The sequence below is a fragment of the Priestia sp. FW507-14D1A genome, from assembly GCF_058781295.1.
On the sequence record NZ_JBYSWQ010000001.1, the window covers coordinates 950,031 to 972,829 of the forward strand.

A 22,799-nucleotide genomic window follows, 5' to 3' on the forward strand; every position below is an offset into this window, starting at 1 on the left:
GACATAAAAAAATCCTCTTGCCTTGAGGCAAGAGGATTTGGTTTTAGACATATTTCTTCAAAAAGGCTATAAGTATGCCTTTTCTGCACCGTTTCCTTCTCAGCCTCTCTGGACTGTTCTTAAAGGTTCTTATTAAGTTAATACAAGTATGCCATCACTTATGGCAGTTGTCAACTTCTTTTTTCAATAAGCTCTAGCATCTCATTAAACTCTTTTGGAGCCGGTGCTTCAAATTCCATATATTCATTTGTACGAGGGTGAATAAAGCCTAATACACCTGCATGAAGCGCTTGTCCGTCAATCGGAAGCGTTTTTTTCGGTCCGTACTTCGGATCCCCGGCAAGCGGAAAGCCAATATACTTCATATGAACGCGAATTTGGTGTGTTCGCCCTGTTTCTAGCTTACATTCGACTAGTGAAAAATCTTTAAAACGCTGCAATACAGTAAAGTGCGTCACTGCATCACGACTGTTTTCATCAGTCACCGTCATGCTTTGACGATCTTGCTTATCTCGGCCGATTGGCGCATCAATTGTACCGTGATCGTGCGCAATTACTCCGTGAACGATAGCTTTATAACGACGCGTCACTGTTTTAGCTACAAGCTGACTAACTAGTGATTCATGAGCTAAATCATTTTTTGCGATCATAAGTAAACCAGATGTATCTTTATCAATTCGATGAACGATACCAGGGCGCATAACGCCGTTAATACCGGATAAATCTTTACAGTGAGCCATTAGGCCATTTACAAGCGTACCGCTATGATGACCAGGAGCTGGATGTACAACCATACCGCGAGGTTTATTTACAACAAGCACATCTTGATCTTCATAATAAATATCTAAATTCATTTCTTCCGCTACCACATCAAGCTCTTCTAGTTCCGGCACTTCGATAATAATAGCGTCTCCTGTTTTACATTTATAGTTTCCTTTAACGGTTTTATCGTTCACTTTTGCGTGACCTTCTTTAATCCATTGCTGCACTTGTGAACGTGACCATTCTGCATTTACAGTCGAAAGTACTTTATCAATACGTTCTCCCGCTTGTTCTTCATTTATAACTGTTTCAATTACATTCATTCTTTGTGCTCCTTCTTCATTTTCCCTTCAAACAGCGTCATAATAAACATGATGATTACTCCGACGACAAGTGCCGAATCAGCTACGTTAAAAATCGGAAAATCATACGTAAAGATGTATGTATTTACGAAATCAACTACTTCTTTACGGACCACTCGATCAATAAAGTTTCCAATGGCGCCGCCTAACATTAATGCTAGCGCAATACCGAACCATTTATCTTGTTTTTTGAGCTTTTGAATATAAATTATTAAACCGACTACCACAACCACCGTAATGAGATAAAAGAACCACATCTGTCCTTGTAAAATCCCCCACGCGGCTCCTCTGTTACGATGAGAGGTAATGTAAAGAAAGTTTTCAATTACGGTGATGCTTTGTCCATAATACATTTCTTTTACAATCATCCATTTTGTTACCTGATCAATAAGTATAACAGCTAAAGCGATAAGATAATAAAACACAAACGTTTTCCTCCCGCAATAAAATCAAACGAATCCATACTAAAGCATTTTAGCACATAATTCATTTTTTTTCTCGCTTCTCACCATAAAACAAATAAATCTTCATTTGTGCGGGCCGTCGGCATTACTTTTAATTTATGAATAGACATCACTTCGCCAGTTAGTTCATCAATTCCAAACGCACCAACGTCAAGCTTTGCTAACGCGTGTTCTACATCTTTTAAATCGGCTTTAATCATTTCTATTACGTAACGTTCCTTTTCATCTATATAACCAGATTGTTCTGTAGCATATCTCAATAGGCGATCTTGTAATTCTTCTTTAATAAGAGCTAATTCCTGTCCAATGGAAAGATAATTTTCATACATGCAAACGCCTCCTGTGCTGATAAGATGAAGTATTAATGATGTTAGGTTTACCGAGTTTTCCATCGAATCTACAACACAAGTTTTTCCTAAGGCTTTAAATACTTTATACCATTGTATTTGGGAATTTCGTACAGCAAAAAACACGCCCAAAAAGGACGTGTTTTTGTTAATTACTGCTGAACGTAGTGATTTTTTACAACATCCGCACAGCGTGTACATAAAGTCGGGTGATCTTGATCTTCGCCAACTGTTGGTGATACAACCCAGCAGCGCTCACACTTCTCACCTTCTGCTTTACTTACAACAATTGAAGCATAGCTGAATTTTTGTGCTTCAGCAGGTGCTTCACCTTCTGCTACCTCAAGATCTGAAACGATGAAGAGTTGACCTACATTTTCAGAAATAGATGCTAACAGTTCTTTTGTATCTGCTGTTGGATACAGCGTTAATTTTGCTTCTAAAGACTTACCGATTACTTTTTCATTACGAGCCTGTTCTAGAGCTTTTAATACTTCATCACGAAGCTCCATAAATGCATCCCATTTCTCTACTAATTGATCTGCTCCCTCGATTTCTTGAACCTCTGGCATATCAACTAGCTGCACGCTTTCTTCCGTTACATTTGGAATGTGAACCCATACTTCGTCTGCTGTATGAGAAAGAATTGGCGACACTAATTTCGTTAACGATAATAACGTTTCATAAAGGACCGTTTGAATGCTGCGACGCTCTACATTATTTTCTGCTTCGATGTACAATACATCTTTTGCAAAGTCTAAGTAGAATGAACTCATATCAATTGTACAGAAATTATGCACTGCGTGATAAATGCTTGAGAATTCATATGAATCATAAGATTTTTTCACTTTATCAATTAATTTGTTCAGCTTCACAAGCATGTAGCGGTCTACTTCACGAAGGTCTTTAACAGCTACAGCATCAGTTGTTGGATTAAAATCCGCTAAGTTTCCTAGTAAGAAACGGAACGTGTTGCGGATTTTACGATATACTTCTGCTACTTGTTTTAAAATGTTATCAGATACACGAACATCAGCTTGGTAATCTACAGAAGCTACCCATAAACGTAAAATATCTGCACCTAGTTGTTTCATTACTTTTTCTGGTATTACAACGTTTCCTAATGACTTACTCATTTTGCGACCTTCACCGTCTAAAGCAAATCCGTGGCTAAGTACCCCTTTATAAGGTGCTTCACCCGTTACAGCTACGCTTGTAGAAAGACTTGAATTAAACCAGCCGCGGTATTGGTCAGAACCTTCTAAATACAAATCAGCCGGACGCTGTAAGTCTTCACGTTCTTCCAGAACAGCTTGATGTGAAGAACCAGAGTCAAACCATACGTCCATGATGTCTGTTTCTTTTGTGAAGCGGCCATTTGGGCTTCCTTCATGAGTAAAGCCTTCCGGAAGCAAGTCTTTTGCTTCACGCTCAAACCATACGTTTGATCCATGTTCTCTAAATAGATTTGATACGTGTTCGATTGTTTGGTCCGTAATGATTGGCTCATCATTTTCAGCATAAAATACCGGAATCGGAACGCCCCATGCACGTTGGCGAGAAATACACCAGTCGCCGCGGTCACGCACCATGTTATAAAGTCGCGTTTCACCCCAAGTAGGCACCCATTTTGTTTTTTCTACTGCTTTTAATAAATCTTCACGGAAATCTTTAATAGACGCAAACCACTGTGCCGTTGCACGGAAAATTGTTGGTTTCTTTGTACGCCAGTCATGTGGGTATGAGTGGGTAATGAAACTTAATTTTAACAGCGCGCCTTCTTCTTCTAGTTTGTCTGTAATTGGCTTATTCGCTTTATCATAGAATAATCCTTCAAATCCTGGTGCTTCATTCGTCATATGACCCTTACTGTCGACTGGACAAAGAACTTCCAAACCGTATTTTTGACCAACGATAAAGTCGTCTTCCCCGTGTCCCGGTGCTGTATGAACACACCCAGTACCAGCATCCGTTGTTACATGATCGCCAAGAACAACTAATGAATCACGCTTGTAGATTGGATGCTCAGCTACTACACGCTCAAGTTCTGAACCTTTTACCGTACGAACCGTCTTATAGTCAGCCCATTCAATTTCTTTAGCAACTGTTTCAATCAGTTCAGTTGCCACTACATATTTTGCTCCATCTGCTTCAACTACGCTGTACTGAAGCTCAGGATTGACAGCAATCCCTTGGTTAGCTGGCATTGTCCATGGTGTTGTCGTCCAAATGATGAATTTTTCATCTTGTTCAAGCACACCTTTACCATCTTTTACGTTAAACGCTACGTAAATAGAAGCTGAACGTTTGTCATAGTACTCAATCTCCGCTTCTGCTAAAGCAGATTCACTTGAAGGGGACCAGTACACAGGTTTTAACCCTTTGTAGATGTAGCCTTTTTTCGCCATGTCACCAAACACTTTGATTTGCTGCGCTTCGTACTGCGGCTGAAGCGTTACATATGGATTATCCCAATCTCCGCGTACGCCTAAACGCTTGAACTGCTCACGCTGGCCGTTTACTTGTTCCCAAGCATACTGTTCGCAAAGCTTACGGAACTCAGCTACCGTCATTTCTTTGCGGTTTACTTTTTTATTTTTTGTTAAAGCTGTTTCAATTGGCAAACCGTGTGTATCCCAGCCTGGTACATAAGGTGCGCAGAAGCCTGACATCGACTTATAGCGAACGATAAAATCTTTTAAAATTTTATTTAGTGCATGTCCCATGTGAATATCGCCATTCGCATATGGAGGTCCGTCATGCAGGACAAATAGCGGACGGCCTTCCGTACGTTTTTGTACTTTTTCATAAATATTCATTTCAGCCCACTGTTCTTGCATTTTAGGCTCGCGGTTCGGTAAATTTCCACGCATCGGAAATTCAGTTTTTGGCATCAATAATGTATCTTTATATTCCATGTTTTACCCTCCAAAAAAAAACGTAAATTTCATATCTTTTTGTACCATAACAAAAAGACCTCCTCATCCCAAAAAGGGACGAGAAGGCCTCCCGCGGTACCACCCTAGTAGATTTGCTGCACGCAAATCCTCTTTGCATTCGTAACGTGAATAAACCGCCACTGCTTACTATCATCGGTTCAGCAATGGTACTCTAGGGTGATTTTCACTTTTTTGCTTGTTATCGAGCTCGCACCATCCTCGATTCGCTTTGACAAACTAAAAAAGCTACTGTCCCTGTCTCCGTACTGTTTGATATGAAATTTCATCTGTTACCAAATTATATGACAACAAAACGTGAGAAGTCAAGATGATGTCTTGACTAGTCAATTTTTTCTTCTAGCGCTGGCATCTCATAATCCATCAGCTGATCCCAGTCGTCGCTGTTTAACATTTCAAGCTGTGCTTCGATTAACATTTTGAAACGAGTTCTAAATACTTTAGACTGCTTTTTCGTCTCCTCAATGTCCATCGCAATTTTACGAGACTTAGACAGTGCTTCGTTAATAATACGGTCCGCATTTTTTTCTGCTTCTTTTATAATGAGCTTCGCTTCTTTTTCAGCGTTTCGCTTCACATCTTCCGCTGCTTCTTGAGCAATTAAAATTGATTTATTTAACGTTTCTTCAATGTTAGTAAAATGTCCAAGACGATCTGTTAATTCAGATACTCTTCCTTCTAACTCCTTTTTATCACGCATGACCAGCTCATAGTCTTTAATTACTTGGTCAAGAAACTCATTTACTTCATCTTCATCATATCCGCGAAACCCGCGATTAAACTCTTTGTTATGAATATCCAAAGGGGTTAAAGGCATCTAGGCCACCTCCGTGTTGTCTCATTACGTCATTAGTAATGGTTTATTCGACATATTTTTAAAATTTCCTGCTAGTAGATTTCTTTATTTCTGCTTTCCTACAACAATCCGCCATTTTTCTTTTTTAGTTTTGCCTTCAAGTGAAACGATACGACTTCTGCCGTGACCACGAAGCGACAAAACATCACCTTCATGACATTCAAAAGAAGGGTGTTCAATGACTTTAAAATTTACTTTTACCGCTCCATTTGCAATAAACGGCTGGACTTTTTGTCTTGATAAATTGTGAATGGTCGACAGCAAAACATCAAGCCTCATTGAAGAAACTGTATAAACGTGTTCAATCAGCTCTTCTTTTACGACATGCAGCTGCTCTCTTTGAATAGAAGAAAGTGAAACTTTGGCTTTTCCAATTGATGTTAAATTCATCTCAATATAAGAAGAAATTTCCTCTGCAGCTACAAGCTGAATATCGTCTCCCGCGACCAAAATATCGCCAAATTTTGAACGGCGCAGTCCTAAGGACATCGCCGAACCAAGAACTTGAGGATGTTCAATCGTCACAAACTTTTTAGGATAATTGAGCTCATACATATGCAACTGAAAATCTTCGCTTTGAGGTACATAGTAATCCGGATATAGCAGCGCACGCTTGCGTTCAGCAAACGGTTGTCCACCATCAAATGAAACTTGAACCTCTCCTTCAGTTCCGACAATAGCCGTCACAATCTGCTGCTCTCTTGGATCTAAAAAGTCCGTTAATTTTGGGCTGTATTGATGTAGGACATCTTCTTTCCACTGAAGAACCTGGTCAATAAATCCATGTTCTTCTTGCCTAAAATGTTCATAAATAGACATATTATTACTCCTACTATTGGTATGTAAAAAAGGAATCCAGCGATTCCTTTTTTAAATAAAACCCACCACATTATTAAGTGAATACACGCCTCTTTCAGCAAATCGCAATAAAAAGATTGCGACAAGAGGTGAAATATCAATCATGCCAATAGGTGGAATGATTTTACGAAAAGGCTCTAAGTAAGGCTCACAAATACTGCCAAGCAGCTGACCAAACTTAGACGCCCTTACATCGGGTACCCAAGACATCAAAATGTAAATAATCAGTGCCCATGAGTAAAGCCCAATTAATTTTCCAAGAATCCCAAAAACGATGTCCAAAAACTACCACCTCTTTACGTTTGTTGTATCGTGTTCTCCCATCATATCTGAAATGCTTCCGCTTACGTCTACATTATCAGGTGTACATAAAAAGATGTCGGTTCCAATTTTTTGAATGTCCCCGCCTAAAGCATAAACTGTACCACTTAAAAAGTCGACAATTCTCACTGCTTGATCTCGTTGAATGCGCTGTAAATTAACAACTACGACTTTACGATTTTTTAAATGATCCGTAATTTCTTGTGCTTCGGCATAGACGCGAGGTTCGCAAAGCATCATTTTTGATGATTTTTGAACGCTTTGCAAGCTAATCACATTTTGCTGCTGATTCGGCTGCTGACTAGCTTTCGCTGCTGGTCTCGACTGCTGTACAGGCTCTTCTACCGACTCTTCTTGTTCGTAATGTTCTTCTACATATTCAGTATCGTCATCAAGAGCAAAAAAACTTCTAAAGCTATTTTTCATACTCATCTTGAATTACACCTCCTTAACGTTCATTCCCAACTAACGTAGTTCCTAGTCGAATGAATGTTGCTCCTTCTTCAATTGCAATTGCATAATCGTTTGACATTCCCATTGATAGCTCTGTACACGGTGCATATGGCAAGTTTAGTTCTTGTATACGACTCTGCAATTTTTTTAGACCTTGAAAACAGCTGCGAAGCGTAGACTCGTCATCTGTGTGAGGAGCCATTGTCATCAATCCGACCACTTGGATATTTGCAAATTCTTCAAGAGATCGAATAAATGGAATTACGTCTTCTACAGCAAGACCATGCTTGGATTGTTCTTCGGCAATATTAACTTGTACAAAACATTTTATACGATGTCCTGCGCGTTTATCAATTTCTTTTGCTAAAGATAATCGGTCTAGTGAATGAATATAGTCAACTTTATCAATCACATTTTTTACTTTTCTTGTTTGTAAGCTTCCGATAAAATGCCAGGTCGCTTTCTCACCGATTGATTCATACTTTTCTAGAAGACCTTCATCCCTGTTTTCTCCGAGATGTAAAATGCCTGCATCCACTGCTTCTGCTGCTCGTTTTGTGGAAACGTATTTTGTTACAGCAATCAGCTCTACATCTTTTTGATTTCGATTAACTTTTTTACACGCTTCAGCAATTGTTTGTTGAACTGCTTCTAGATTTTCACTTACGCTAGCTGTCACTATGTAATTACTCCTCCTTAAAGCCTATGAAGTTAAACATGCGTCCTGTTTTCCCTTGGTCGCGGCGATGTGAAAAGAACAGGTCATCTTCACAGCTTGTACAATACGACGATGTTAAAATTCGTTCCGGCAATACGCCTGCGTTTTGAATCAGCAGCTTATTGACTTTTTTTAAATTAAGCGCGTATTGTCCAGGGCTTACTTCTTGATATCCATTTTGGCCAACTGCTTCGTTTACTTGTGTAATGACGCGGTTATCGACAACATAACAGCAATCTTCAATCGAAGGGCCAATCGCCACGTAAATATCTTCAATTGGGACATTTTCTTGCTCTACCCAACGTCGAATCATATTTCCTGCAATATCTTTCACTGTTCCCTTCCACCCGGCATGAGCTAGACCAACTAAATGGTGATCAGGCGCATAGAAGTACAGGGGAACACAATCTGCATAACATAAAGCTAACAAAATATCAGATTCATTTGTATAAATGCCATCCGCTGCTTTTATGCCCTCTTCGTACTTGTAGATTCCTTTTGTACAGTCGGCTTTTGTTACTTTTTGAACAGTTGCTTCATGTACTTGTTCAGCACATACAAAGCTTTCAAAAGACATGTCTAGTTCGGCTGCTAAAATTTTTCTATTTGTAATAACATCTTCTACGTTATCGTTTACGTGAAGCCCTAGGTTAAAAGAAGCAAATGGAGGTTTACTCACACCACCATTTTTTGTGGTGAAACCAGCAACAAGCATATCATTCTTTTCTACCCAAGGGCTCAGCCACATAAACGAGTCGTGATGACTTTTTTTTAATGGCTCAGGATTCATGTATGTGACACATCCCTTGTTTCATTTGTTCTCACATATTGTACCACAGATTGCTAGGCGCTGTTGACAAAAAACTAATTCTCTTCAGGCTGAAATGCGTCTTTATAACGTACTAAAATGACATCAGAACCAATTTTCACAATATTTTTCCACGGAATCACAATTTCATCATCTTTTCCAAAGAAGCCTAATACACGAGAGCCTCCGATAATGACGGCCTGTATTTTTCCCGTTGTTAAGTCAATATCAATATCCCCTACATTTCCAAGTTTTTTGCCATCAGCTACATTCACTACATCTTTCAGCTGAAATTCTGAAATCTTTAACATGCTCTCTCTCCTCCTATAGCCAACTTTATTCCTTAGCCTATATATATTTTCAAATTTTCATTTCATGAAGGAAAAGCTTATTTTTTCTCTGTCATTCTCTTTCTATAGGGATTTTGTTTACTAATTACACAGCTTTTCATCAAGAGACATTCTCAACAAGTAGCTAGAAGTCCTCACAGCAATAGGAAATCTGATATGAATATCTTTTGGTCATGTATTATAAATTGAATTGATACATACAAAATAAGCACCGCGTCTGTTTTTATAGACACGATGCTTATTAAGTTGAACATCAAATAAAGTGAATGGTATTAATTATATGAACACGAGCAGCTGCCAGTTTAGATAGCTTTTGTTAACTTTGAATATTTTTATTCATCTGTTTAATAGCAGCTTTTTCTAAACGAGAAACCTGCGCTTGAGAAATACCAATTTCTTCAGCAACTTCCATCTGTGTTTTACCTTGAAAGAAGCGCTTTCGTAAAATTAGTTTTTCTCGCTCGTTCAATCTTCTCATACCTTCTTGCAAAGCAATTTCTTCAATCCAAGTTGAATCACGGTTGCGTTCATCGCTTAGCTGATCCATGACATAGATTGGGTCTCCACCATCATTGTAAATAGGTTCAAATAGAGAAACCGGATCTTGGATAGCATCTAAAGCAAACACAATTTCTTCATGCGGTACTTCTAGGACTTTTGAAATTTCCTCAGCTGTAGGTTCCTTGGATGTTTCACTCATAAGCCTTTCACGAACTTGAAGAGCTTTATAAGCAATATCACGAAGGGAACGAGAAACACGGATTGGATTATTGTCACGTAAATAGCGGCGAATTTCCCCTATAATCATTGGGACAGCATATGTAGAAAACTTCACGTTTTGACTTAAATCAAAATTGTCAATGGATTTCATTAATCCAATACACCCAACCTGAAATAAGTCATCAACAAATTCTCCACGATTGTTAAAACGTTGAATCACGCTGAGTACGAGACGTAAATTTCCGCTTACTAGCTTTTCTCTTGCTGTTCCATCTCCAGCCTGCATTTGTTTAAACAACTTTCGCATTTCTTCATTTTTTAATACGGGAAGTTTCGAAGTATCTACTCCACAAATTTCTACTTTATTTCTTGTCAACTCTTTCCCTCCTAACAGGAGATGATGTTCTGAATTCAGTATCTCCTCCGAAGGAAAAAATATGCACTTTTACAATTCTGACAATTCCACGCTAAAAAAGCTGATTGTATAAGATGCTTCTCAGCCCTTATACAATCAGCTTTTTTACTTAAACCATTTTATTAAATTCTTTTCGCAGCCGTTTAATAATTCGTTTTTCAAGCCTTGAAATATAAGACTGAGAAATGCCTAGCATATCAGCTACATCTTTTTGCGTTTTTTCTTCTCCGCCGGCTAGCCCAAAGCGCAGCTCCATAATTTGCTTTTCACGATCATTTAATTGGTGCAGTGCTTTCAACAAAAGTTTTCGATCTACATTGGCTTCCAGGTCTTTTGTGATGATATCTTCTTCGGTTCCCATCACGTCAGATAATAGCAGTTCGTTTCCATCCCAATCAATATTTAACGGCTCATCAAATGAAACTTCAGATCGAATTTTATTGTTGCGGCGCAAATACATTAAAATTTCATTTTCAATACAGCGAGAGGCGTACGTCGCTAGCTTAATTTTCTTTTCAGGATTAAATGTGTTTACTGCTTTAATCAAACCGATGGTGCCGATGCTAATTAAATCCTCAATATTGATTCCCGTATTTTCAAACTTGCGGGCAATATAAACAACCAGTCGCAAATTACGCTCAATCAACAGTGAACGTGCTGCTTCATCTCCTGATGGGAGTTTTTTCAGAAGTACTTCTTCTTCATCTTTTGTTAAAGGCGGTGGAAGAGCTTCACTTCCTCCTATATAATACACTTCATCTGTTTTCAGCTTAAGTTTAATTAATAATTTGTACCACCATAATTGAAATCGAATTCGATATGTAGCCATTCTGTATCCTCCTTTATTTGTTCACACCTTTTACGATGCGGAACTTACTTCTCCAATAACAATGAGCTTCGGATGAACAATACATTCATATTGCTTCTCCACTGAAAGCGTTGTATGACTAATACCTACTAATACTTTAGTGACTTCAATCGTATTGGACTGATGCACCAGCCTTACCATATCTGGCTTTAGAGCAAGAAGCAGCTGATTGGCTTGGCCCACGCTTCGATAAGGGACAAAGCGGACTTTTGAATACCACTCTTGATCAATATCTTCGCTGTGTGAAAAGGATTGGACATTTTTGCTTAATTCCATTAATCCTTCAGGCAATATTTCTTTTAAAGAATCTGCTGTAACAATCATAACCGGGGTTTTCGTCAGCGGATCTACAAGCTGGTTTCCACTATCAATAAGTCCTTTCATCGACAGCGTCTGTTCGTTTAAAATAACTTCCACATCTACCAGCTGATCAAATGTAATGTTTTTCATTCGCAAATCATCAACTCGTGCTTTTGAAAAATAAGATAATAGCGGAAAACCGATAAGAACAAATATCCAGCTAATAGGATCACCAAACTGTGGAGATTTTGTATCAACCATTTGATTAAGAACAAGAAACTGATCTTGAAATAAAAAGTGAACGCCCATTAATCCTCCACCAACAACAAAGGTTGCAAAATAAAACGTTAATAAATTCTCAAAGAAAAAGCGCAGTCGTTTATAACCAAACGTCATCAATACCATAAAAAAAGAGAATAAAATTTTAATGGCAGGGTGAACCATAAGATGAGAAAAAGGCGTAAACATAAGAAGGACAATTAATGAACCGATAAAGCCGCCAAGCAAAAGCCGCCACCACTTGTAATTCCGTTTAAGTACAACTGCACATAACATTAGTAAAATCGTATCTAACCCAAAATTCAGCATCCATATTAAATCTAAATAGATTGGCAATGTTTATAACCTCTCCATTCTTTCTGAATTTTTCTGTTAAAAATTAGTATATAGTACATCCTATTAGAAAGTCTGTCAGTTCATGCCGAGAAACAAGCAGTATTTTTGAGGAAATCATTCGATATTTGTCACACCACTTTTAGAAAGAAAACATAAACCCTTTAAAGGCATCATATTGACCATGTCGAATGTTTTTTATATTCTTTTTGAGTTTTCTAGATTCATTGCATAAAAAAAGACCTCTGTATAAAACAGAGGTCTTGGTTTTTTATTTTCTTAGCGTCTACGATTACGGTTTCGTAAGAATGTTGGAATATCTAGCGCATCTTCAGACTGTGGCTGAGATGGACGCGTATATTCTTGCTGTACAGGTTCTTCACGCTTTACTTCACGCTTCGGCTGTGGAGCCGGCTGCTGTGTCGATTGCTGCATGCGATTCGCCGATAACGAAGGACGACCTGGTTTTGGCTGTGATAAATCTTGGTCACTAAAGCCAGTTGCAATAACTGTAACAACAATCTCGTCTTTTAGGTTTTCGTTAATAACAGATCCAAAGATCATGTTCACTTCTTGGTCAGAAGCCGAAGCAACGATATCTGCAGCTTCTTGTACTTCGTAAAGACTTAGGTTTGTACCGCCTGTGATGTTCATTAATACACCTTGAGCTCCATCGATAGATGTTTCAAGAAGTGGACTTGAAATAGCTTTTTTAGCCGCTTCAGCAGCGCGGTTTTCACCAGTTGCAATACCGATACCCATAAGTGCAGATCCTTTGTTAGACATAATTGTTTTCACGTCAGCGAAGTCTAAGTTAATTAATCCAGGAACTGCGATTAAATCTGAAATACCTTGCACACCTTGTCGCAATACGTTATCCGCTTCACGGAACGCTTCTAGCATTGGCGTGTTTTTATCAACGATTTCCAATAAGCGATCATTTGGAATAACAATCAGCGTGTCCACTGCTTCTTTCATTGACGCAATACCGCCTGCCGCTTGAGTAGAACGCTTACGACCTTCGAACGTAAACGGACGAGTAACAACACCTACCGTTAGTGCTCCTAGCTCACGAGCAATTTGGGCAATGACTGGAGCTGCACCAGTTCCAGTTCCTCCACCCATACCAGCCGTTACGAAAACCATATCTGCACCTTTTAAGGCTTCTTGGATTTGTTCCTTACTTTCTTCGGCTGCTTTTTTACCAACCTCTGGATTAGCACCTGCACCTAATCCTCTTGTTAATTTAGCGCCGATTTGCATTTTTGTTTCAGCTTTTGATAAATTTAATGCTTGTGCATCTGTATTAACTGCAATAAATTCTACACCTTGGACGCCATGTTCAATCATTCGGTTAACCGCGTTGTTACCGCCGCCTCCGACACCGATTACTTTAATCGTCGCTAATTGGTCTACACTTGTATCAAACTCCAACATGATAGTTCCTCCTAATTCTTCGAAATTACCAATCCGTAACGTTAATCAAAGAAGTATCCAAAAAACTTCTTCATTAAATTTTGGTCATTTTTCTTTTTGGGCTGCTCAGCTGATTGTTGCGGCTGCTGTGGTTTCGGGCTAGGTTTGATCATTTCTTGCTCAATCGGCTCTTCTTCCACAACTGGCGCTCCAATTTCCCGGCCTTGTATTTTAGCATTTTTGTATGCAAATTTTATTAATCCTACGCCTGTTGTATAATGCGGCTCACGTACTCCAATATAATCAGGCACTGCTATGCGCACGTTATTCTTTAAAATCACTTGAGCTAGCTCAAGAATACCAGGCATCGCTACTACTCCGCCTGTTAAAACAAATCCTCCTGGAATATCTTTGTATCCTAGGCGATTTACCTCCTGCGTAATCATATCTAAAATCTCTTCTAGTCTAGCTTCAATAATATCAGAGATTTCGAGCTGATTAAACTGCTGATGCTGATCGCTTCCAATAATCGGTACACTAAATACTTCTTCTTCAGAAGCATGATCGTAGAAAGCATGTCCATGCTTTATCTTAATATTTTCCGCATCTTCAGTCGATGTGCGAAGGCCAATCGATAAATCCTTGGTAATGTGCTCTCCGCCAACAGCTAGTACATTTGTTACTTTCAAATGTCCTTGGTCAAAAATCGCAACCGTTGTTGAACCTCCACCGATATCTACCAGTGCGACACCTAAGTTTTTTTCATCACGAGATAATGCAATTGAACCAGCGGCTAGAGGCTGTAAACAAATATCACTGATTTCTAAACCAGCTCTTTCTACACAGCGTAATAAGTTATGTAAAACCGTTCTAGATCCCGTTATGATTGTGCCTTCCATTTCTAAACGTACCCCAATCATACCTCTAGGATCATTAATACCTTCTAAGCCATCTACAATAAATTGCTTTGGAATAACATCAATGATTTCACGATCTGGCGGGATAGACATGACTTGAGCAGCATCAATTACTCGATGAATATCTTCGTTTGTAATTTCACGATTCTCGCTTGATACGGCTACTACTCCGTGACAATCTTGTAAAAATACATGATTTCCGCTTATGCCCACTACAACCTTTTTAATTGTAATGCCTACCATTCGTTCAGCTTGTTCTACTGCTTTTCTAATAGATTGAACTGTTGCATCTATATCAACGATAGAACCTTTTTTTAGTCCGTGTGATTTAACATTCCCTACACCAATGATATTCAATGAATCGTTACTCATCTCTCCGATGATTACTTTCACACTGGATGTACCGATGTCTAAACTAACGTATATTTCATTGCTGTTCATTCTTTGGCACCTCCTTTTTCTTTCTGCACATGTCATCTTAATAAATTAAGAAGAACAACAATATTAATTTTTTATTATATGAAAATATTCAACAAATACATCTGTTTCCCTTTTGTAAAATCAATTTTTTTCAAGTTTTTCACAGACTTTATCTCTTTCAAAGAACAAAACGTTCTGGTTTTGACTTTTTTTTAGATTTAAGCCTAAAATTCACTGAAAAAAGCTATTTAACTACAAGTCTACACTAAGATGTACACTGAGAAAAGCGAAACTTACCTAGAACAAATATTACATTTCCATTTCACAGCAACGGAGAAGAAAATCATATGTATGCAGAATACTTGCATGTGATTATACAATGTACGAGGGCTAGTTTGCCAGTCTCAACTCATCTATTTCCTTTAATTAACACTTATAAAAAATAATTACTGCTTGCTCTTTTTATAAGGTTTAAATGCATATCCTTCTTCTAAATCAATAATACCTTTTTGATCATCACTTAATTTACTTGCAATAGCTGGGTAATGAACAATTTTATCAGAGAAGTTGCTAATTTTCCCGCTTACTTCACGCGTATCATTCATAAACACCTCGATGTGAAGAGGTTCTGATTTTGTCGGCGCGTAGTAAATCTCAGAAATAGCCCCTTTTATGCTCTTAGGCGTTTTAGCTAATTCTTGAACCATGCTTTGTATAGCGTCTCCGTCTTTCCAGTCAATTAGCAGCGGAGCGTCGGATGACACTTTCTTAGCACTTACTTCTTTTAGAACTTTTCCATTTTCATTCACAGGGAAATATTTATTCCCCGAGGTTACATATGCAATTCTTGCGTACTCTTTTACGTCGATTACGACCTTATTAGGAAATGTTTTGTGAATGACAGCTTCCTTTACCTCAGGGTTTTTTTCGACTTTTTCTTGAATTTGATCAGCATCAGCTTTCCAGTAGCTGGTTTTTTTGGACAGACCACTCGCTTTGACAATATCCTTATCACTTACATGTTTATTCCCTTGTACTTCAATGTTAGAAACATTACTCAGAGAAGATTGAGAATATACAATAAATAAAATAAGGATGAAAAAGAGTGATAAATACAAAATCAGCCGTCTATTTGCTTTTTGCTTTCGCTGTTCTTGCAGCTTCGGTACCCGATCTTCTAAAACAATTAACTTACCTTTTTCCATTTTTTTCACCCTTATCCATTTGAGAAAATAAACGAGGAATTACCATCTATTTATTTCCAATCTTTGCTTCATGAGAATATCCCCATTATAGCATAGAATAAACACATAAAAGCTACCTTTTCACGCATAACCATACAGCCACGGGCTGGGTAATTAGCGGCCGATAATCTCAACTTCTGTATGAATATCAATATCGAATTTCTCTTTAATTGTTTTCTTAACATGAGCAATTAAATTCAGCACGTCTGAAGCCGTTGCATCTCCTGTGTTGACAATGAAGTTCGCATGCTGCTCACTAATTTGCGCCCCGCCTACTGAAAAACCTTTTAAGTTGGACTTTTCAATTAAGTCTCCTGCATAATTTGGAAGCGGATTTCTAAAAATACTGCCTGCACAAGGGAAATTCCAAGGCTGTGTTTCGCGGCGATAGTCTTTATTTTTCTGCATGACCGCCACAATATCATCTTTCGTTCCCTTTTTCAAACGCAGCACGGCTTCTACACATACTCCGGGACGGTCTTTTTGTAGAATTGAATGACGATACGAAAATTGAAGCTCTTCATTTGTCAGCCACTCAAGAGTGCCATCTTCAAATAAAATCAGCGCTTTTTCGACTACATGAGACATATCAGAACCATGGGCACCTGCATTCATATAAACAGCGCCTCCCACAGATCCAGGAATTCCACTTGAAAACTCCAGCCCAGACAGGCCTTGTTTTGTAATAACTGTTGCAAGCTTGATGCTAGGGTATCCCCCACCTACAGTAACCGTCTCTCCATCTACTGTTAAATCATCTAATCCGGCTCCGAGCTTAATGACCACGCCTTCAATTCCCTTATCAGAAACAAGAAGATTAGATCCTCGACCAATCGCTCTCCATTTCACGCCGTGTTTTTTAATAATATCCATTGTAACTTTTAAGTGATCAACAGAATCAGGTTCTACAAGCACATCTGCTGGACCACCAATTTTCATTGTTGTATGTTTTGCTAGCGGTTCATTTTCACGAACCTTTCCAATATTCGCTTCGACTAACTCTTTTACTAACGCTTCCATAAGAACCTCCTAAAACCCTCTTTGCTGTTATAAAACTTTCATGTCAATGCGCCCTTACTTCTAATGCATAAGAATAATAAGAACAGATTCATAACTAAGCAGCAGCACCTTGTAAGATACGTTTTTTCTACGAAGGCACTCTATTCTGTTGTCAATTTCATCATTTTTATTTATCGTATGACATTCACCCATAGAATGTACGTTCATCTGCTATATAAAGTAATTTTAATTGTTTTTTTATCGTTTTTCATTTAGAAGTTAAACACATGCTGACAGTCATAAAAAAAACGCTACGCTCATAAGTGCACATACGTTCACCTACTCACTAAGATAAAACATTTAACCTTACACATCATACCATAGTTGGACTCAAAATTGGTTATCACAACATTACATTTTAAAAACATTTCATACAAAAATATCATCTACCTGTAAAAAATCGAAAATAAACCGCCAACAAAATCCGGCGTGCACTTGGATTTAAGATGACGGTTTACTTCAGTAGACCATTGCCTACTTGACATTATACAATTTTTTTCAATTAATAGCGAGAATATCTACTAACATTTAACAAAACTCCAACTGCTGCCAGCATGAGCGTCAGCGATGATCCGCCGTAACTTAAAAATGGAAGCGTAATTCCCGTAACAGGCATAAGACCTGTTACCACGCCTATATTAATCATGACTTGAATCGCAACCATTGAAATAATTCCTAAGGCTAAAAACGTTCCGTAAAGATCAGGTGCTCCGAGTGCTACTTTAATTCCTCTCCAAAGCAATAAGCTAAACAAAAGAAGAACAAGTGTTCCACCGATGAAACCGAGCTCTTCTGCCAGAATAGCAAAAATAAAATCAGTTTGAGGCTCCGGCAGATAAAAGAACTTTTGTCTACTTTGCCCTAACCCTAATCCAAGCAATCCCCCCGGCCCAATTGCATAAAGAGATTGAATGATTTGAAACCCGCTTCCAAGCGGATCTTCCCAAGGATTTAAAAATGAGGTGATGCGTTTAATCCGATAAGGAGCCGATAAAACAAGCCCTACAAAACCGGCAACGCCAAGCAACCCAAGACCTGCAAAGTGACTTACTTTTGCTCCTGAAACAAAAATCATGACTAAACAAGTTCCAACAAGCACCGTTCCCGTTCCTAAATCCGGCTGCATCATAATAATGCCAAACGGTAAGAAAACCAGTAATAACGCCGGTAACATTCCTTTTCTAAAGGATGTAATTTTCTTCTGGTTTTCTGATAAATATTTCGCTAAAAATATAATCATAGCAAACTTCATAAATTCTGAAGGCTGAATCGAAAACGCTCCAACTCCTATCCAACTTTGCGACCCATTCCGTACTAGCCCTACTCCCGGAATTAATACAAGTACCAGCATAACAAAGCAAATGATTACAATTGGTTTTGCCCACGTACGCCACATCCAATAATCAATATTCATGATGACAAACATCGCGCATACTCCAAGCCCTGCAAATAAGAGCTGGCGTTTAGCAAAGAAAAAAGAATCATTAAACTTGTATGTAGCCCATACCGCACTTGCGCTGTATACCATGATAAGGCCGATGGTTAGCAAGGAAAGCGTAACGATTATGAGAAAAAAATCTGGGGTAGACCTTTTTGTCGACACTGTCACACACCTCTAAAAATAGATTAGGGCTAGTGTATTTTCTAGGTGTTTAGACAAGCCCTTATTTCAGTTTATGCACAGATTCAATAAAGATGTCACCACGTTCTTCAAAAGTTTTAAATTGATCCCAGCTTGCACAAGCAGGAGATAATAAAATAACATCTTCTTCATCTGAACAAGCATATGCTTCTGAAACTGCTTGTTTAACATTATCGACACGTTTTACAATTTGTATTCCCGCTTCTTTTGCTACGCGTTCAATTTTAGGAGCCGTTTCACCAAATGTAATCACAGCTTTCACATTTTTAAACTCTTCTTTTAAATCATCAAACTCATTGCCGCGATCGAGTCCACCTGCAAGTAGAATCGTCGGCTGCGAAAAAGCGGAAAGAGCTACTTTTGTAGCAAGCATATTCGTAGCTTTAGAGTCATTATAAAACTTACGTTTGTTGATTGTCGTGACATATTGAACGCGGTGTTTAACACCAGCAAACGTTGTGAGCACGCGGTAGATAGCTTCATTTGAACAGCCGTACAGCTTCACAACGGATATAGCTGCTAAAATGTTTTCTTGATTATGTTTGCCTGGCAGCACCACATCTTTTAAGAACATCACTTCTTCATCTTTAAAGAAAATGGTTTCGTTTTTAATATACGCTCCTTCTGTCGTTTGAGCTGTAACAGAAAAAGGTACTTTTGTCGCTTTAACATCTGCACTAGCTTTCATCACTAGCTCATCATCCGCATTAATAACGGCAAAGTCTTCACTTGTTTGATTGTTAAAGAGATTTGCTTTCGCTTTGATATATTCCTCTTTTGTGCCATGATAGTCTAAGTGAGCATCAAACAAATTCAATAATAAAGAGATTTTCGGACGGAATTTTTCAATTCCCATCAGCTGAAAAGAAGAAAGCTCCGTTACAATTACATTGTCCTTTGTTGCTTTTTGCGCCACTTCACAAGCTACTGTTCCAATATTTCCAGCAATCAACGGCTGCTTTTGATCTTCTTCTAACATTTTATAAATTAGCGTTGTTGTTGTTGTTTTCCCATTGCTTCCCGTAATTCCGATAAAAGGCGCTTCGCTAATTTCATAAGCCAATTCTACTTCTGTTAAAATCGGAATATTTCGCTTTAATGCTTCTTGCAATAGAACATTCGAATACGGAATCCCAGGGTTTTTTACAATAACATCCGCTTTGTCTAAAAGCTCAAGCGGATGATGTCCACACACAACTTCAATGCCCGTTTTTTCTAATTCCTGTGCTGCTACGTTCTCTTCGTACGGTTTTTGATCATTAACGACTACTTTAGCACCAAGCTGTTTAACTAACTGAGCGGCTGCTAAACCGCTCTTGGCTAATCCTAAAATAAGTACTTGTTTACCTTGATACGTATTGACTGATTTCATTTAAATCCACACCTCGATATAAATTCCAAGCATTGCAAATAATAGTCCTACAGCCCAAAAAGTCATAACTACGCGCCATTCCGACCAGCCGCTTAGCTCGTAATGGTGATGAAGCGGGCTCATTTTAAACACACGTTTTCCTGTTGTTTTGAAAGATGCGACTTGAATAATAACAGATAGTGTTTCAATAACAAACACACCACCGATAATAACAAGCAAGAATTCCATTTTCATTAAGACAGCCACCGTAGCGATAGCTCCTCCTAGCGCTAAAGAACCCGTATCTCCCATAAATACTTTTGCAGGATGGGCATTAAACACTAAAAATCCTAACACAGCTCCTACTACAGCAACTGAGAAAATAGATAGTTCAAACTGCTCTGCATTCCAGGCAAGAACTGCAAATGCACCAAAAGCAATCGCACTTGTACCAGATACAAGTCCGTCTAATCCATCCGTTAAGTTAACCGCATTTGAAAAACCAACAAGCCAGATGATAAGGAAAACAACATAAAACCAACCTAAATCGATTGGGTCTTTAATTCCTGGAATCGTCACTTCAGTTGAGAACTCAAACTGTCTTGCAATAAAGTAAAAAATAATTGAAATGACAACCTGACCTAAAAACTTTTGTTTAGATGTTAATCCAAGGTTACGCTTTAACACTACTTTTATAAAATCATCTAAAAATCCTAATAAACCAAATCCGATTGTGACAAATAATAATAGAAACGTCTTATATGTAAGTTCTGCATACTGATTGACCATAATAAGAGTTGCCACAATAATAGATAATAAAATCATGATACCGCCCATTGTAGGTGTACCTGATTTTTTCTGGTGAGATTTCGGGCCTTCATCACGAATACTTTGACCAAACTTTAATCTTCTTAAGAAGGGAATAAAAATCGGCGACAATACAACTGTAATCAAAAAGGCTACGCCGATTGTCAATAAAATTGATTGTTCTAGCACGATGTTCCCTCCTTAACTTCCAACTCATTCCGACTCATTTTGTTCTCTACCCATTTCATTACTACTTTCGCTCCTCAATCATTTTGCGTGATACTTCTCGATCGTCAAAATCAAATACTTTTTTACCAATAATTTGATAGGTCTCGTGCCCTTTTCCAGCAATGACAATAACATCATCTGCATGCGCTGCTTCCACTGCATAGCGAATAGCTTCTGCACGATCAGCAATCGTCACATAGTTATCTGTATCCAAACCTTCTTCCATATCTTTTAAAATAGCCAATGGATCTTCACTTCGTGGATTATCAGATGTCAAAATAGCTTGTGTACTGTATTCAGCTGCAATCCGAGCCATGATTGGTCGTTTTGTACGATCTCGATCTCCGCCACAACCAACAATAACATATATATTGCGTTTTGCGAATTCTTTTACAGTTTTTAACACGTTCTCTAAGCTGTCCGGCGTGTGAGCATAATCAACGATAACCGTAAAATCTTGCTCCGCATCAACCACTTCAAAACGCCCAGACACGCCTTCTAACACTTTTATTTCCTCGACAATAACTGACAGAGGAATACCTGACACTAAACATGAAGCCGTAGCCGCTAATACGTTGTAGACGCTGAATTTCCCAATAAGCTTCATTTCTACACGAACCGTTTCTGTCGGTGTTGTCAAGTCGAACGTTGTGCCGCTGTTTGTAATTTGAATATTGGTTGCACGAATATCACTATCACGGTCAATGCCATAGGTAATCACTGTAGCAGCCGTGTTTTTAATATATTCCTCAGTTGCCGCATCATCAGCATTAAGAACAGCAAACTTAGGACGATTATGGTTATAAGCGTTTCCTAACTGTGCAAATAGCAACCCTTTCGCACGACGATAATCTTCCATTGTATGATGATAATCCAGATGATCTTGCGTTAAGTTACTAAATACCGCCACGTCAAAGTCGCACCCGTGTACGCGTCCTAAGTCAAGCGCATGAGATGATACTTCCATCATCGCTACTTCTACATTCTCCTCCACCATTTGATTAAATGTTTTTTGAAGCGTCAGCGATTCAGGCGTTGTGTTTTTCACATCATAAGACGTATCACCAATACGAATTTCAATCGTTCCAATCAGACCCGTCTTTTTACGTTGTGATTTAAAGATATGCTCAATTAAATGTGTAATCGTTGTTTTTCCGTTTGTGCCCGTTACACCAATTAAATGCATTTTTTGTGTAGGCTGATTGTAGAAAGCATCCGCTAGCACTGCCATTGCTCGCTTTGTACTCTTCACGCGTACAACGGGCACTTCTACATCCACAGGCTTTTCTGCTAAGATTGCTACTGCTCCTTTTTCCACAGCCATCTGTGCAAAGTTATGACCATCAACCGTATAGCCGTCTATACAAATGAACAGTGCTCCGGGCTTAACTTCTCTTGAATCCATTTCAATTGACGTAATATCAATATTCTGTTCAGGAAGCTGAACAAAATCATGTAAATGTGTTAGTAGTTCTCGTAAATCCATTCCTACCATGTCCTCTCTATTTGTAAAGTGAAACGTTTGTTATAAGACGCTATGGCAA

22 protein-coding genes and 1 other annotated feature are annotated in these 22,799 nt (G+C 38.5%); all 22 genes read right to left on the bottom strand.

Translation table 11 applies throughout. From position 1 onward, the window contains the following. Positions 1-170 precede the first annotated feature (170 nt). Entirely contained in the window at positions 171-1,085 is a 915-nt protein-coding gene (locus AC3WJG_RS05315; protein WP_028410773.1) for an RluA family pseudouridine synthase, read from the bottom strand. After that, positions 1,082-1,549 (bottom strand): signal peptidase II, encoded by a 468-nt coding sequence (gene lspA / locus AC3WJG_RS05320; protein WP_013084844.1) that lies wholly within the window; start codon positions 1,547-1,549, stop codon positions 1,082-1,084. The genes AC3WJG_RS05315 and lspA overlap by 4 nt, the downstream gene beginning before the upstream one ends. Positions 1,550-1,629: 80 nt before the next feature. Continuing rightward, positions 1,630-1,917, bottom strand: a complete 288-nt coding sequence (locus AC3WJG_RS05325) for a conjugal transfer protein TraR (protein WP_013084845.1) — start codon at positions 1,915-1,917, stop codon at positions 1,630-1,632. 170 nt (positions 1,918-2,087) lie between these two features. Then, on the bottom strand, positions 2,088-4,853 hold the full coding sequence (gene ileS / locus AC3WJG_RS05330) for an isoleucine--tRNA ligase (RefSeq protein WP_060745956.1): 2,766 nt from the start codon (positions 4,851-4,853) through the stop codon (positions 2,088-2,090). Between the two features lie 71 nt (positions 4,854-4,924). Further along, positions 4,925-5,145 (bottom strand) — a binding site (T-box leader). A 69-nt stretch (positions 5,146-5,214) separates the two neighbouring features. Continuing rightward, complete coding sequence (locus tag AC3WJG_RS05335; RefSeq protein ID WP_013058945.1) at positions 5,215-5,709, bottom strand: DivIVA domain-containing protein; 495 nt, start codon at positions 5,707-5,709, stop codon at positions 5,215-5,217. Positions 5,710-5,793: 84 nt separating this feature from the next. Next, positions 5,794-6,567, bottom strand: a complete 774-nt coding sequence (locus tag AC3WJG_RS05340; protein ID WP_028410771.1) for a YlmH family RNA-binding protein — start codon at positions 6,565-6,567, stop codon at positions 5,794-5,796. 51 nt (positions 6,568-6,618) lie between these two features. Continuing rightward, positions 6,619-6,888 (bottom strand): YggT family protein, encoded by a 270-nt coding sequence (locus AC3WJG_RS05345; RefSeq protein ID WP_013058947.1) that lies wholly within the window; start codon positions 6,886-6,888, stop codon positions 6,619-6,621. A 3-nt stretch (positions 6,889-6,891) separates the two neighbouring features. Then, positions 6,892-7,359, bottom strand: coding sequence for a cell division protein SepF (locus tag AC3WJG_RS05350; RefSeq protein WP_492588032.1), 468 nt, complete (start codon positions 7,357-7,359; stop codon positions 6,892-6,894). A gap of 16 nt (positions 7,360-7,375) precedes the next feature. After that, positions 7,376-8,059 carry a YggS family pyridoxal phosphate-dependent enzyme gene (locus AC3WJG_RS05355; RefSeq protein WP_028410769.1) on the bottom strand — a complete coding sequence of 228 codons (684 nt, stop codon included), beginning with the start codon at positions 8,057-8,059 and terminating at the stop codon, positions 7,376-7,378. 7 nt (positions 8,060-8,066) lie between these two features. Continuing rightward, positions 8,067-8,888, bottom strand: a complete 822-nt coding sequence (gene pgeF, locus AC3WJG_RS05360) for a peptidoglycan editing factor PgeF (RefSeq protein WP_098331893.1) — start codon at positions 8,886-8,888, stop codon at positions 8,067-8,069. 74 nt (positions 8,889-8,962) lie between these two features. Next, positions 8,963-9,217, bottom strand: coding sequence for a YlmC/YmxH family sporulation protein (locus AC3WJG_RS05365; protein WP_013058951.1), 255 nt, complete (start codon positions 9,215-9,217; stop codon positions 8,963-8,965). Between the two features lie 355 nt (positions 9,218-9,572). After that, positions 9,573-10,352: an RNA polymerase sporulation sigma factor SigG gene (gene sigG / locus AC3WJG_RS05370; protein ID WP_013058952.1), complete on the bottom strand. Its 780-nt coding sequence runs from the start codon at positions 10,350-10,352 to the stop codon at positions 9,573-9,575. Positions 10,353-10,500: 148 nt separating this feature from the next. Further along, entirely contained in the window at positions 10,501-11,220 is a 720-nt protein-coding gene (sigE, locus tag AC3WJG_RS05375; protein WP_013058953.1) for an RNA polymerase sporulation sigma factor SigE, read from the bottom strand. A 30-nt stretch (positions 11,221-11,250) separates the two neighbouring features. After that, complete coding sequence (spoIIGA, locus tag AC3WJG_RS05380; RefSeq protein ID WP_013084851.1) at positions 11,251-12,174, bottom strand: sigma-E processing peptidase SpoIIGA; 924 nt, start codon at positions 12,172-12,174, stop codon at positions 11,251-11,253. Between the two features lie 276 nt (positions 12,175-12,450). Further along, entirely contained in the window at positions 12,451-13,608 is a 1,158-nt protein-coding gene (ftsZ, locus tag AC3WJG_RS05385) for a cell division protein FtsZ (protein ID WP_013058955.1), read from the bottom strand. Between the two features lie 41 nt (positions 13,609-13,649). Continuing rightward, positions 13,650-14,945: a cell division protein FtsA gene (ftsA, locus tag AC3WJG_RS05390; RefSeq protein ID WP_013058956.1), complete on the bottom strand. Its 1,296-nt coding sequence runs from the start codon at positions 14,943-14,945 to the stop codon at positions 13,650-13,652. 425 nt (positions 14,946-15,370) lie between these two features. Further along, the gene (locus AC3WJG_RS05395; protein WP_016765445.1) at positions 15,371-16,129 is read right to left on the bottom strand and encodes a cell division protein FtsQ/DivIB; all 759 of its coding nucleotides are present in this window, start codon (positions 16,127-16,129) and stop codon (positions 15,371-15,373) included. Between the two features lie 153 nt (positions 16,130-16,282). Further along, positions 16,283-17,188 carry a UDP-N-acetylmuramate dehydrogenase gene (murB, locus tag AC3WJG_RS05400; RefSeq protein ID WP_013058958.1) on the bottom strand — a complete coding sequence of 302 codons (906 nt, stop codon included), beginning with the start codon at positions 17,186-17,188 and terminating at the stop codon, positions 16,283-16,285. Between the two features lie 541 nt (positions 17,189-17,729). Continuing rightward, a complete protein-coding gene (gene spoVE / locus AC3WJG_RS05405; RefSeq protein WP_013058959.1) occupies positions 17,730-18,830 on the bottom strand; it encodes a stage V sporulation protein E in 1,101 nt (366 codons plus the stop codon). A gap of 61 nt (positions 18,831-18,891) precedes the next feature. Further along, positions 18,892-20,241, bottom strand: coding sequence for a UDP-N-acetylmuramoyl-L-alanine--D-glutamate ligase (murD, locus tag AC3WJG_RS05410; RefSeq protein WP_102812619.1), 1,350 nt, complete (start codon positions 20,239-20,241; stop codon positions 18,892-18,894). Continuing rightward, positions 20,242-21,216 (bottom strand): phospho-N-acetylmuramoyl-pentapeptide-transferase, encoded by a 975-nt coding sequence (mraY, locus tag AC3WJG_RS05415; RefSeq protein WP_013058961.1) that lies wholly within the window; start codon positions 21,214-21,216, stop codon positions 20,242-20,244. A 61-nt stretch (positions 21,217-21,277) separates the two neighbouring features. Beyond that, positions 21,278-22,741 carry a UDP-N-acetylmuramoyl-L-alanyl-D-glutamate--2,6-diaminopimelate ligase gene (locus AC3WJG_RS05420; RefSeq protein ID WP_337133931.1) on the bottom strand — a complete coding sequence of 488 codons (1,464 nt, stop codon included), beginning with the start codon at positions 22,739-22,741 and terminating at the stop codon, positions 21,278-21,280. Positions 22,742-22,799: the final 58 nt, after the last annotated feature.